Source organism: Clostridium sp. AN503 (genome assembly GCF_040719375.1).
Classification (GTDB): domain Bacteria; phylum Bacillota; class Clostridia; order Lachnospirales; family Lachnospiraceae; genus Brotaphodocola.
In genome coordinates this window covers 56,683-69,754 of record NZ_JBFDTP010000002.1, presented here as the reverse complement: position 1 = coordinate 69,754, position 13,072 = coordinate 56,683, and the positions used below count along the sequence as shown (strand labels likewise).

At 52.7% G+C, this 13,072-nt stretch carries 12 protein-coding genes; 7 read left to right on the top strand and 5 right to left on the bottom strand.

What is annotated here, in order from left to right:
* Nucleotides 1–16: 16 nt before the first annotated feature.
* Nucleotides 17–709: a hypothetical protein gene (locus tag AB1I67_RS07495; RefSeq protein ID WP_367029240.1), complete on the top strand. Its 693-nt coding sequence runs from the start codon at nt 17–19 to the stop codon at nt 707–709.
* A gap of 98 nt (nt 710–807) precedes the next feature.
* Nucleotides 808–1,545: a nitroreductase family protein gene (locus AB1I67_RS07490; protein ID WP_367029239.1), complete on the top strand. Its 738-nt coding sequence runs from the start codon at nt 808–810 to the stop codon at nt 1,543–1,545.
* Nucleotides 1,546–1,662: 117 nt separating this feature from the next.
* Here AB1I67_RS07490 and spoVG read toward each other — a convergent pair whose 3' ends face one another.
* The 3 genes from spoVG to AB1I67_RS07475 form a co-directional block, all read right to left on the bottom strand.
* On the bottom strand, nt 1,663–1,938 hold the full coding sequence (spoVG, locus tag AB1I67_RS07485; RefSeq protein WP_367029238.1) for a septation regulator SpoVG: 276 nt from the start codon (nt 1,936–1,938) through the stop codon (nt 1,663–1,665).
* 222 nt (nt 1,939–2,160) lie between these two features.
* Nucleotides 2,161–3,282 (bottom strand): glucose-1-phosphate adenylyltransferase subunit GlgD, encoded by a 1,122-nt coding sequence (glgD, locus tag AB1I67_RS07480; protein ID WP_367029237.1) that lies wholly within the window; start codon nt 3,280–3,282, stop codon nt 2,161–2,163.
* Entirely contained in the window at nt 3,279–4,553 is a 1,275-nt protein-coding gene (locus AB1I67_RS07475) for a glucose-1-phosphate adenylyltransferase (RefSeq protein WP_367029236.1), read from the bottom strand. Before AB1I67_RS07475 ends, glgD begins: the two co-directional genes overlap by 4 nt.
* 365 nt (nt 4,554–4,918) lie before the next feature.
* Here AB1I67_RS07475 and asnS point away from each other — a divergent pair, with 365 nt between their 5' ends.
* The 5 genes from asnS (at nt 4,919) to AB1I67_RS07450 (ending at nt 10,505) form a co-directional block, all read left to right on the top strand.
* Nucleotides 4,919–6,310 carry an asparagine--tRNA ligase gene (gene asnS / locus AB1I67_RS07470; RefSeq protein WP_367029235.1) on the top strand — a complete coding sequence of 464 codons (1,392 nt, stop codon included), beginning with the start codon at nt 4,919–4,921 and terminating at the stop codon, nt 6,308–6,310.
* Between the two features lie 65 nt (nt 6,311–6,375).
* Nucleotides 6,376–7,446, top strand: a complete 1,071-nt coding sequence (locus tag AB1I67_RS07465) for a metallophosphoesterase (RefSeq protein WP_367029234.1) — start codon at nt 6,376–6,378, stop codon at nt 7,444–7,446.
* Between the two features lie 2 nt (nt 7,447–7,448).
* Nucleotides 7,449–9,392, top strand: a complete 1,944-nt coding sequence (locus tag AB1I67_RS07460) for an AAA family ATPase (protein WP_367029233.1) — start codon at nt 7,449–7,451, stop codon at nt 9,390–9,392.
* 194 nt (nt 9,393–9,586) lie between these two features.
* A complete protein-coding gene (locus AB1I67_RS07455; RefSeq protein ID WP_367029231.1) occupies nt 9,587–9,865 on the top strand; it encodes an autorepressor SdpR family transcription factor in 279 nt (92 codons plus the stop codon).
* Nucleotides 9,855–10,505, top strand: a complete 651-nt coding sequence (locus tag AB1I67_RS07450; protein WP_367029230.1) for an SdpI family protein — start codon at nt 9,855–9,857, stop codon at nt 10,503–10,505. Before AB1I67_RS07455 ends, AB1I67_RS07450 begins: the two co-directional genes overlap by 11 nt.
* A gap of 125 nt (nt 10,506–10,630) precedes the next feature.
* On the opposite strand, the gene AB1I67_RS07445 is transcribed toward AB1I67_RS07450, so the two are convergent.
* Both AB1I67_RS07445 and AB1I67_RS07440 read right to left on the bottom strand, forming a co-directional pair.
* A complete protein-coding gene (locus tag AB1I67_RS07445; protein ID WP_367029229.1) occupies nt 10,631–12,397 on the bottom strand; it encodes an ATP-binding protein in 1,767 nt (588 codons plus the stop codon).
* Complete coding sequence (locus tag AB1I67_RS07440; RefSeq protein WP_367029227.1) at nt 12,394–13,068, bottom strand: response regulator transcription factor; 675 nt, start codon at nt 13,066–13,068, stop codon at nt 12,394–12,396. Before AB1I67_RS07440 ends, AB1I67_RS07445 begins: the two co-directional genes overlap by 4 nt.
* Nucleotides 13,069–13,072: the final 4 nt, after the last annotated feature.

Sequence of the window (13,072 nt, the reverse complement as noted above, 5' to 3'; positions counted from 1 at the left end):
TAAAGAAAGGGGTTTTATGCAGATATCCTATCCCTCCTTCGACCAATTGGTGACCAATCATTTCCCGGATGTCTACCGGCTGTGCTTTTTGCTCACCAAAGATCCCTCAAGCGCGTGGCAGACTGCCTTTCAGACTTTTCTGTATATGGGGACAATAGCCGAACCATTCCCGGATGAAACCGCAGAGCAGAACGCTCTTTTTAGCTGGTGCGTCCGCACTTGTACAGACTACTATTATCGAAAGATACGGCGAAAAAAACGGCGGGAGCTCTTTGAACAGGAGGTTCCATTCCCGGTTTCCGACAGCCTGTGGGAACTTTTAGGGCTGCCGTTACAGAAAAAGGCGGCGGTCTTTTTTAACGATTATCTCGGTTTTGCCCCAGAGCGCACCCGGCTTATCTTGAAAGGAAATGATTTAACAAAAAACGCTTCGCACAAGACTTTCGTAACACCGCAGGGGCCAAAGGGCGCTAAAGAGCCAGGAAATGAGCAGTGGCAGCAGGCCGTCGCATCCATCCGCCCCGCTGAGGACGGCGCCACACAGCTTCTCGGCGAGATCTACCTGCGTTTTGAGGAGCGCAATGTCTCTCTGGAAAACAAGCTGCGCAACATCCGCTACTGGTGGGATCACGCCGTTATCTGGATCGCCGCCGCCATTATACTGCTGTTTGCCGCGGCCGCGTGGTACACTGCGCAGATTGTTGTGTAAATGCACCGGTGCCCGGGGAACGTGTTGCCCGTTAAGCTGACATCCTCGCTGCCGGGCATTCAACGCCTGTTAATCTCACTTGAAAGGAGTTTATAACTATGAATACAAATCCCATTACCGAAAACCTGAAATCCCGCAAATCCGTCCGCGCCTACGAGGACCGTCCGATCCCGGCAGAGGCCAAACAGATCATCCTTCAGTCCGCCACGGAAGCTCCCAGCGCCGGCTGCCAACAGCTTTACACGATCCTGGACATCACGGATCCGAAGCTTAAGGAGACCCTTGCCGTCACCTGCGACAACCAGCCATTTATCGCCAGGGCGCCTATGGTTCTCATATTCTGCGCCGACTGCCAGAAATGGTATGACGCCTACTTAGAAGCCGGCTGCTCCCCGCGCCATCCGGGCGCAGGCGACCTGATGCTTGCCGTCACCGACGCCGCCATCGCCGCCCAGAACGCTGTGACCGCTGCCGAGAGCCTTGGCATCGGCTCCTGCTATATTGGGGACATCATGGAGCACTGCGAGAAGCACCGGGAGCTTTTAAATCTCCCGCCCTATGTGTTTCCCGCCGCCATGGTGGTATTCGGCTATCCCACCAAGCAGCAGAAAGACCGCCAGAAGCCGCAGCGCTGCGATTTAAAACATATCGTCCACGAAAATACATACCGCCACATGGACGGCCAGGAGCTGCGCGATATGCTGGGCTATAAGGCAAAAGAGCTCTCCTTTGACGAGTGGTGCCGCCGGTTCCTGGACCGCAAGTACAATTCCGAGTTTTCACGTGAGATGAGCCGGTCGGTGGACTGCTATCTGGATGAGTTCCGGGAAGAATAACGTTTAAAATGAGTTTCAAAAACCAACGCAAAAAAACACCATGTCCTGTCCCCTGTCTTCAGGTTCATAGAACATGGTGTTTCTGTTTGCTTGTTTAAATATCATGCTGCTTTGCTTTTACGCCAGCGCCTCACTCTCCAGCGCCGTAGTCTCATACTTATCTAAGATCACGCTCTGGATCATATCGCGGGTCTCCGAATTGATCGGATGGGCAATATCGCGGTACTCACCGTCCGCAGCTTTGCGGCTCGGCATAGCGATAAACAGCCCTTTCTCCCCTTCGATCACTTTGATATCGTGGATCACGAACTCGTTGTCCAGGGTAATGGAAACGATGGCTTTCATTTTACCTTCTTTTTCAATCCTTCTCACTCTTACGTCTGTAATCTGCATTCCTGTAAGCCCCTTCCGTTGGCACGTGCATCCCCACACACTATGCCTCATTATGTACGTTTATAGTAACTACTCAGGACGGGCTATCTTCTTGCATGACCTGCGGCCATACAAGAAGCATCGGAGATTCCTCCGATGGGGATATAGACACAAAAGTCTGCTTACAAGCAAGCTTGACGCCGCCTTTTGTGTCTATATCCCCGCCGTCCCGAATAGTTACTGTTATAATGTATACCGTTCGTTCTTTTCGATCACGATCTTGATATCTTCCGGTGTACCGATATAAGTGGTATTCGCACGGATGGTATCACGGCTCTCCACAATGCAGTTCTCGATCACCGTATTGTCTCCAATATAAACGTCATTCAGAATGATGGAATTCTTGATCACACAATTGTTCCCCACGTAAGCTTTCTTGAACAGGATGGAATTCTCAACCGTACCGTTGATGATGGAACCGCTGGAAATCAGGCTGTTCTTCACCTTGGCGCCCGGATTGTACTTAGCCGGCGGAAGATCGTCCACTTTGGAGTAAATATCCGGATATTCCTTGAAGAAATAATTTCTCACTTCCGGCTTCAGGAAATCCATATTGGTCTTGTAGTAGGACTCCACAGACGCGATATTGCTCCAGTAATGATCCATCTTGTACGCATAAATGCGCTTTAAGTTCTTGTAGCGGACAAGGATATCGCGTACAAAGTCTACGCGGTCCTCTGCTGCGCAGCGCTCGATCAGCTCGATCAGCTGGCGGCGGCGGATCACATAGATCCCGCAGGAAACGGTGTTGGAGGTTGCCACCATAGGTTTCTCCTCAAACTCCACGATGCGGCCGTCGTCATTGATCTTCACCAGACCGAACCGGGTCACGTCCTCATCCTCAGCCATCTTCTTGCAGACCACGGTGATGTCGGCTTTCTTCTCGATGTGATACTCCAGGACCTTGTTGAAATCCAGCTTGTATACGCCGTCGCCGGAAGCGATCACAACGTACGGCTCATGGCTGTTCTTTAAGAAGGTCAGGTTCTGGTAAAGGGCATCTGCCGTGCCGCGGTACCAGTCACTGTTCTCTGCTGTGATGGTTGGAGTGAATACAAAGAGTCCCCCCTGCTTTCTTCCGAAATCCCACCATTTTGAGGAGCTTAAATGCTCATTTAAGGAGCGGGAGTTGTACTGGGTGAATACGGCAACGTTCTGGATATGGGAGTTGCTCATATTGCTGAGTACGAAGTCGATACTCCGGTAGCTTCCTGCAACCGGCATGGCGGATATCGCCCGCTTGTTGGATAATTCCCGCATTCTCTTACTGTTTCCGCCTGCTAATACTATACCAATCGCTCTCATCGTACGTCACCTGCCTTTATAATGTAATCTCCGCTTGCCAGTAATCCGTCAGGATAGTCCTCTGCAGCCGTAGGGCCGGAAATGGCAGTGTTCTTGCCGATCTTTACATTTTCCGGAATTACGCTGTGCTCACCGATCGTCACCAGATCAAACTGGTACACCTTCGGATCATATTTGCTCGGCGCATACTCGCCTACGCCCAGCTCAGCTCCTGCGCCAATCTTTGTATCCTCTGCCACGACCGCCTTGGTCACAACTGCCCCTGCTCCGATCACCGTATCACGCATGATAATGGAATCCCGGACAACCGCACCCGGCTCGATCGTAACGCCGGCTCCGATAACAGAATTATAAACTTCCCCGTGCACTTCCGTACCTTCGCCGATAATGCTCCGTTCAATAACCGCGTCTTCTGCTACATACTGAGGTGGGATGATGTCGCTCTTGGTATAGATCTTCCAGTATTCTTCATACAGGTTGAACTCAGGAATGATGTCGATCAGTTCCATATTGGCCTCCCAATAGGAACCAAGAGTACCTACATCCTTCCAGTAACCGTTGTACTCGTACGCAAAGATCCGGTCGCCCTTGCCGTGGCAGTACGGAATCACGTGCTTGCCGAAATCGCAGCCCGGCTCGTCTGACAGCTTGATCAGGGCCTCCTTTAATACCGGCCAGCTGAATATGTAAATCCCCATAGAAGCCAGGTTGCTCCTGGGCTGGGCCGGTTTCTCCTCAAATTCGGTGATACGGTTGTTGTCATCGGTGATAACAATACCGAAACGGCTGGCCTCCTCGATCGGAACAGGCATGGCCGCAATGGTCACGTCCGCGTTGTTCGCCTTGTGGTACTCAAGCATCACCTCATAGTCCATCTTATAGATATGGTCTCCGGACAGGATCAGGACATAGTCCGGATTGTAGGTCTCCATGTACTCCAGGTTCTGGAAGATCGCGTTGGCGGTACCGGTATACCAGTCGCTGCCCTTGCTCCTCTCATACGGTGGAAGTACGGTAACACCGCCCACATTACGGTCCAAATCCCACGGTATACCGATACCGATATGGGTATTTAAACGTAATGGCTGATATTGTGTTAAAACCCCAACCGTGTCAACACCTGAATTGATACAGTTGCTGAGTGGGAAATCAATGATTCTGTATTTACCACCAAATGAAACAGCCGGCTTTGCCACCTTCTGTGTCAATACACCAAGACGGCTGCCTTGTCCTCCCGCCAAAAGCATGGCAATCATTTCTTTTTTAATCACGTTATCACCTCGCTGTAGAATTTTCTTGTACTTGTTATTATAGCACACATTTTCCAAATAGTGAACAAATATTGTAATTAATCTTAAGATTTTTTGTGCATTTTCCGACATTTTTCGTATTGTTTACAATTTTGTCAATATATGGTGCTACTGTCTGATTGCGGCACCAATTACAGACGTCTCTGCATAATGCCGTAATACTGCGAATCTGCCCCATCACTGCAAAAAATAGCAGAAACATGACAGAGCACGGCAGAATTTGCCTTCCCACCCTTGAATCAAAACGAAAAATACAGTATACTCTTGTTTAGGTATGCAAAAAAATATTGTTCAAACAGAATTATTTAATATGAAGGAGAAGCAAAATGGATTTAGTGACTGTAAGAGAATTGTATAAGAACCGGGAAGCTTATCTGGACAAAGAGATCACCGTGGGCGGCTGGGTCCGCAGTGTCCGGGATTCCAAGGCGTTCGGGTTCATCGTCTTAAGCGATGGCAGTTATTTTGAGACGCTTCAGATCGTGTATCATGACACCATGTCCAACTTCGATGAGATCTGCAAGCTGAACGTGGGCGCAGCCATCATCGTAAAGGGTACACTTGTGGCAACGCCGCAGGCGAAGCAGCCGTTTGAGATCCAGGCCACGGAGGTCTGCGTGGAGGGGCCGTCCGCGCCGGACTACCCGCTCCAGAAGAAACGCCACACCCTGGAATACCTGCGCACCATCACCCATCTGCGCGCCAGGACCAACACCTTCCAGGCCGTGTTCCGCGTCCGCTCCCTGATCGCTTATGCGATCCATCAGTATTTCCAGGACCGGGACTTTGTGTATGTGCACACCCCGCTGATCACCGGAAGCGACTGCGAAGGCGCCGGCGAGATGTTTCAGGTAACCACTATGGATTTGAAGAATATCCCCACGACAAAGGACGGCGCCGTGGACTACAGCCAGGACTTCTTCGGAAAGCCCACCAACTTGACCGTGAGCGGACAGTTAAATGGTGAGACCTACGCCATGGCTTTCCGCAACATCTATACCTTCGGGCCGACATTCCGCGCGGAGAATTCCAATACCACCCGCCATGCGGCTGAGTTCTGGATGATCGAACCGGAGATGGCATTTGCGGATCTGGATGATAACATGGCTCTGGCAGAGGGTATGCTAAAATATGTGATCCGGTATGTGCTGGAGCATGCACCGGAGGAGATGGCATTCTTCAACCAGTTTGTGGATAAGGGGCTTTTAGACCGGTTAAACGGGGTCTTAAACTCTGAGTTCGGGCATGTGACCTACACCGAAGCCATCGAGATCCTTGAGAAACACAACGACCACTTTGACTATAAAGTCTCCTGGGGCTGCGATCTTCAGACCGAACATGAGCGTTACCTGACCGAGGAAGTGTTCAAAAAGCCGATCTTCGTCACCGACTATCCGAAGGAGATCAAGGCTTTCTATATGAAGATGAACCCGGACAACAGGACCGTGGCGGCTATGGACTGCCTGGTGCCGGGCATCGGCGAGATCATTGGCGGCAGCCAGCGTGAAGACAATTATGACAAGCTTTTAGAACGTATGCACGAGCTGGGCTTGAAGGAAGAAGACTACGGGTTCTATCTGGATCTGCGCAGATACGGTTCCACCCGCCACTCCGGCTTCGGGCTGGGCTTTGAGCGCTGTGTGATGTATCTGACCGGCATGGGCAACATCCGCGACGTCATCCCGTTCCCGCGCACCGTTGGTACCTGCGAACTGTAAGGCTGTCTGCTGGGACCGCAGGGACTGCGAACTGTAAAAATGTACACTGATTAAGGAGCATTTCCATGAAATTCATCCACATTGCAGATGTCCACTGGGGCATGAACCCCGACAATGACAGGCCGTGGAGCCGCGACCGGGCGCAGGCGATCAAAGACACCTTCGCCGAAGTCATACGGCAGGCCAGGGCCAGGGACGTGGACTGCCTGTTCATCGCAGGCGACTTATTCCACCGCCAGCCTCTTCTGCGGGACTTAAAAGAGCTGAATTATCTGTTTTCCACCATACCCGGCATCCGGATTGTCATCATTGCAGGCAATCATGACCGGGTGCGGCCCAGCTCTGCCCTGATGAGTTTTACCTGGTGTCCCAACGTGACTTTTATCATGGAGGATGAACTGACCACCGTCTGCTTTGACGAACTGAATATGGAAGTGACCGGATTTTCCTACCACACTGCCGAGATCACAGAGTCCAGGCTCAACAATATCGAGGCTCCCGCCACACGGCGCATCCACATCCTGCTGGCTCACGGCGGTGACGCGGCGCATCTCCCCCTGGACAAGACCCTGCTTTCCAGAGCCGGTTTTTCCTATGTTGCTCTGGGACATATCCACAAGCCGGAGCTGGCGCCGGACCACTCCTACGCCTATCCCGGTTCTCTGGAGCCCCTGGACAAAACTGAGACCGGGCAGCACGGCATGATCGTGGGTGAGATCAGCAATTCCACCTTCCGCGTGACCTCTCTGGAGTTTGTGCCGATGGCGCAGGCCCAATATGTCCCGCTGGTGGTCCACGTAACCCCCGCCACCACAAACGGCGAGTTAAATGCGCGTATCACAGATGAGATCCAGAAGCGCGGGACCGAACATATCTACCGGTTCCGTGTCCGCGGAATGCGCGACCCTGACATTGAATTTGATTTTGAACCGCTGACAAGACGGCTGCAGGTGATCGAAGTGATCGATGAGTCGGAACCCCAGTATGATTTCAGCCGTCTGTTCGCAGAACATCCCAGCGACATGATCGGCTTTTATATCCGCGCTCTCCAGAAGGAAGAATCAAGCCCTGTGGAGAAAAAAGCGCTGTACTACGGAATTGACGCACTGCTTCGTACAACGGATGAGAGGAGTTAGCCATGCGATTACTGGATTTACATATTGACGGTTTCGGTAAATTCCATGACCGCACCGTCAAATTTGAAGATGGCATGAACATCGTGTACGGCAAAAATGAAGCCGGCAAGTCCACACTCCATACCTTCATCCGTTGTATGCTGTTTGGCCTGGAGCGCGGACGGGGACGCGCCTCCAGAAATGACCTGTACAGCCGCTGTGAGCCATGGCAGAACAAGGCCGCCTACGGCGGGCAGCTCCGGCTGGAGAAAAACGGGATCATTTACCGCATCGAGAGGAATTTTCAGAAGGACCAGAGATCCCTTACCGTCATCAATGAGACTGCCGGCAGGGAAGTGGAACCCACCAAAAGCTTCATGGATTCTCTGCTTGGCGGGCTGACAGAGACCACCTACAACAACACCATCAGCATTGGACAGCTGAAAAGCGCCACGGACGGCGGCATGGTGGCGGAGCTGCGCAACTATATCGCCAACATGAACACTTCCGGCAACATGGCTCTGAACATTACCAAAGCCACCGCCTACTTAAAAGCCAGACGGAAGGATTTTGAGCGTCAGTTGGACGCAGAGGCCGCCAGGAACTACACCTCTTTGCTTGGGGAGATCCGAAATATCGAAAAAGAGATCGCCTCGCCGGAATATGAAAACCAGCTGAAAGCCTACCAGGATATGCGTTCTCAGGTGAAGAACCTTTTGATGGAAAAACAGGAGGAACGGGAGGCTCTGCTGCAGAAGATCGCAAAGGGCAGGCAGGCCCTCAGCGGGGCGCAGTTTACCGATGAAGCCTCCATCACCGCTTACCGGGACGAGGCGAAAAACACATATGCGGAATATTGTAACGTGAAGACAGCCAGCGAGAAGAAATCACGAACCGTATTTGCCATGATCGCCTTCCTGTTCGGCATCCTTTTGGGCGGCGCCGCTGTGGTGATGACGCTCCAGAACGCCGGACGGCTGGTATGGCTCACTCCCGATGTAATGTCGGATGCCATGCTTCCCTCCGCCTCCAACGCATCCATGACTGCCGCAGTCGGCAGCTTTGGCAGCTTTCTTGCAGGCGGCGCAGGCATCCTGCCCATGGTGTCTGCGATCCTGGCCCTTCTCTTTGCCATCACAGGGATCGCCCTGCTCCTTAAAAACAAGAGCCTGAAAAAAGAGGTTGCCATGGTCAGCAAGATCCTGCAGGAGATCTTCTCCAGACACCTGGGGGACTCTGCCATATCAGATGAAGCCATGAGCGCGTTTGAGGCGCGGATGACCGAGTTTCTCCGCCTCAGCCAGGTTCTGGAACGCTCAGAGGCTTCCGTGGCGGAACAGGCGGCGGAGATCGCTTCCCTCCAGGAACGGGAAACCAACTGTGACGACGTGATTTCCAAGCAGCAGAGGACCCAGTGGGAGCTGGAGAAGAAACTGGACCATCTGACTCACTGCAAAGACCAGGTAGAAGCCCTGAAACGGATTCTGACGGAAAATGAACGCATCCGCGAAGAGATCACCGCCATCGATCTTGCGCTGGATACCATGACGGAGCTTTCCGCCACCATCCGGGATTCCTTTGGCCTCTACTTAAACAAGACCGCCTCCGACTTGATCGACGGCATTACCGGAGGCATCTACAACAGCATGAGCGTGGATGAAAACCTCAATATCTTTATGAATACCCGCACCAAGCTGGTCCCCGTGGACCAGGTCTCAAGCGGCACCATGGATCAGGTTTACCTGGCGCTCCGCCTGGCAGCCGCCCGCCTGATCCAGCCGGAAGGCGACCAGATGCCGCTCATTTTTGACGACAGCTTCGTGCTCTATGACGATGAACGGCTGCGCACCGCCCTGAAATGGCTGGCAGGGGCTTACAGCACCCAGATCATCATCTTCACCTGCCACAGGAGGGAGGCGCAGATGCTGACGGCCAATCAGATTGGGTATCATCTTATTAATATGTGACCGGCATATTGCCGGCATACAAGGCCATTGCGGTCTTGTATGCCGGTTTTTTATTTGCAAAACACACAAATTTCCATTTCTGGATGATTCGGACGCTTGACATATCCAGCTGGTTGTTGTATCCTACATTTAGATGTTTTTCTAAATATCTAAATGTAGGACTTATACCATGCTGCACCGGAAAGGAGGAGGCCATGGGATTTGCAGAAACATTTAAGGCTCTATCAGACCCAACCCGGCGGGAGATCCTGAATCTGTTGAGAGACGGGCCGCTTGCAGCCGGAGCGATCGTGGAACATTTTGATATGACAGGAGCCACCATCTCCCACCATCTGTCCATCCTGAAACAGGCAGGGATCATAGATGACGAGAAACGTGGGAAGTATATTTATTATTATTTAAACACTTCAGTTCTGGACGATGTTTTGAGCTGGATGATTTCACTGAAAGGAGACGATTCTCATGAAAAATAAAAAGCTTCGGGCCATCAATTACGGGATCTCCCTGCTGGTCCTGATATGCATCCTCTTCATCTACCCGCATCTGCCCGCTGAAATCCCTACCCAGTGGGGCTTTGACGGGCATGTGAGCTATGGTCCCAAAAGAACCATCTGGACCATAACCGGGATGCTTGTGTGTTTTTCTTTTTTATATGACTACCTTCCCTATATTGATCCCCGGAGAAAAAATTACCAGAAATTCGGGGCAGTATACGACTATTTCTGCGTCGGGATGCAGGTTTTCCTGACGATCACTGTGGGGATCATTGTCAGCGAGAGCTTTCACCCCGGCAGGATCAACGCCAGCAAGATCGTGCTTTTGATGTTGTCCATCCTGTTCTTGTGCATCGGGAACTTCATGCCCAAGATACAGAGTAACTTTTTCATGGGTATCAAAACGCCGTGGACCCTCAGCAATGAGGATATCTGGCGCAAGACCCACCGGCTTGGCGGCAAGCTGTATGTAGGCAGCGGTATCATCATCCTGCTGTCCGCCCTGTTTCTGCCAATGCAGATCACCGTGGTCATTCTGATGGTGCTGGTATTCGGCTCGACTGCCGCAGTCTATATTGCATCCTACCTGTGGTGGCGAAGGCTGGGTAAGGAAGAGTAACGCAGCTGTCCAACGATCGTATTGCTATACGCAGCTCTTATTTCCATTTTGTTCAAAAAAAAAGCTTTCTGGAGCCAGGCCCACGAAAAGACCTGGCTCCAGAAAGCTTCTATGGTATACCTGATTTAAAACACCACCCGCACCCGGGTCCCTTTTCCCAGCTCGCTCTCCATCTCCACCTTTGCCTTATGATAAATAGCGCCGTGCTTCACAATGGACAGCCCCAGGCCGGTGCCGCCGATCTGTTTGGAATGGCTCTTATCCACCCGGTAAAAACGTTCAAAGATGCGCTCCTTATCCTGCGCGGGGATGCCGATACCGTTGTCCTCCACAGTAAGGACCGGGTGACCCGCCTCCATATCTACGGTCACCTCCACCCTGCCGGACGGTTTGTTATACTTGATCGCATTGTCGCAGAGGTTAAAGATCATCTCATCCAGGATCTGGGGCGCACCCTGTACCACCGCAGGCCTGCCGCCCAGGGCAATGGACACTCCCGCATTCTTCGCCACATCCTTCATACGTTCCACCACTGCAAATGCCGCCGCATACAGATCCACAGCCGTCTTCTCCACCTCAATCTTTTCCTCATCAAGCTGCGACAGCCTGATGATATCTCCCACCAGTGTGATGAGACGCTGTGCCTCCATATAGATCTTTTCCGAAAACCTGCCCATATCCTCCGGCTGCACCAGACCGCTCTTCATGATCTCCGCATAACCGGAAATAGAGGTCAGCGGGGTCTTCAGCTCATGGGAAACGTTGGCTGTAAACTCACGGCGCAGCTCCTCGCGGCTCTGCTGCTCCGTCACATCCAGGATCACTACCACGGCGCCCCGTTTGTCGCCGGACTCCACCACCGGGTTGGCGATGATCTGATAATGACGGCCATTTAATTCCAGGACCTGCTCTCCACGCTGCCCTTTGAGAGCGGCGTCCACCACTTGCCGGAAGCTGCTTGAACGGTTTAAGCTGAGAACATGAAGATTCGCGCCGCGCCTGCTGTCTGCGCGGTCCCTGCTGTCGGCATTTTCTTTTCTGTCGTCATCCTCTCCTTCGTTGGCGTTTTCTTCGCTGTCGGCGTCTCCGTCTCGAAACCCTCTTCCGCCTCCCAGAATCCGGATCGCGCTTGAATTGTAGGAGATCACATCCGCCTTGCTGTCCACCACAATAAACCCTTCCCGCATATTTTCCGTGATCGCAGTGAACTCCTCCTGCTTTTCCCTGAGGGTTTCCATCTGCTCTTTGATCGTCACCTTCTGTTTCTCCAGCCGCCGCACCAGCGGAGAAAGCTCGTCATACACCTTTTCTTCCTGCGGGCAGTCCGGGTTCAGCCGGTTGATCGGGTCCACGATCCTCTTGGTCTGCACCTCCGCCAGGATCATGGTCACTCCAAATATTCCCGCCGCCATCAGGATCATCCACGGAACCGTCTGAACAAGAGCTGCCAGCCCGCTCCGGGTTGTGCTCGCCACGCGGATGACCGTCCCATCCGAGAGGCGGGCCGCATTGTAATAGGTCTGCTCTGCAAGCGTATTGGAGAGGCGGATGCTCTGCCCTCTTCCATTTTGAAAGGCCTGGATGATCTCCGGCCGTTCTTTATGGTTCTCAAGGCTCTCACTGTCCGCGTAGCTGTCATAGAGCACTTCTCCATCTGCGTCCACCCAGGTAATGCGGTTGATGCTGTTTCCGTCGCCACGGCTTGCCAGATGGGCCAGGTATGCTTCTCCCGACACCTCCACAGCCGATTCCAGATAGCGCACCTCCGTGGCTACCGCCTGACGCATCTGCTTCTGCAGGTCATGGCACAGCAGCCAGGTGGTGAGGAGCGTGCCGAGCGCCATGGAAAACAGCGCCACCAGGCACATATTCCAGTATATTTTCCGTTTCATCCGATCTCCTCCATCTTATAGCCCACTCCACGGATGGTCTCAATGTAACTGCTGGCCACTCCGAGCTTCTGGCGCAGCGTACGGATATGCACATCCACAGTCCGGGTCTCCCCGTCAAAGTCATAGCCCCAGATCTTCGACAGAAGCTGGTCCCTTGTGAGCACAATGCCCTCATTATCCATCAGATAACAGAGCAGTTCAAATTCCTTAAACGTCAGAGTCACCGGATTGTCATTCACCTTGACGGTGTGCTTGCCCATATCTACCACGATGGGCCCCACCTGATGGGTCCCGTTTTTCTTCTCCGGTTCTGTCCGCCTTAAAAGCGCCCGCACCCTGGAAACCAGCTCCATCATGCCAAAGGGTTTGGGTATATAGTCATCTGCACCGCTGTCAAGCCCTACCACCCGGTCATACTCTGTGCCTTTGGCCGTCAGCATAATAACCGGGAGCTTTGCCGTGTGGCTGCCCGCCCGCAGCTTCTTAAGGATCGTCAGCCCATCCTCATCCGGAAGCATGATATCAAGGAGCACCAGGGACGGCGCCTCCTGCTTCATCTCATCCCAGAAATCCTTCGCACATGCAAATCCCTTCGCCGCAAATCCTGTTGTCTGCAGCGTATAGATCACCAACTCACGAATACTGTTGTCATCCTCAACCAGATATATCATAATC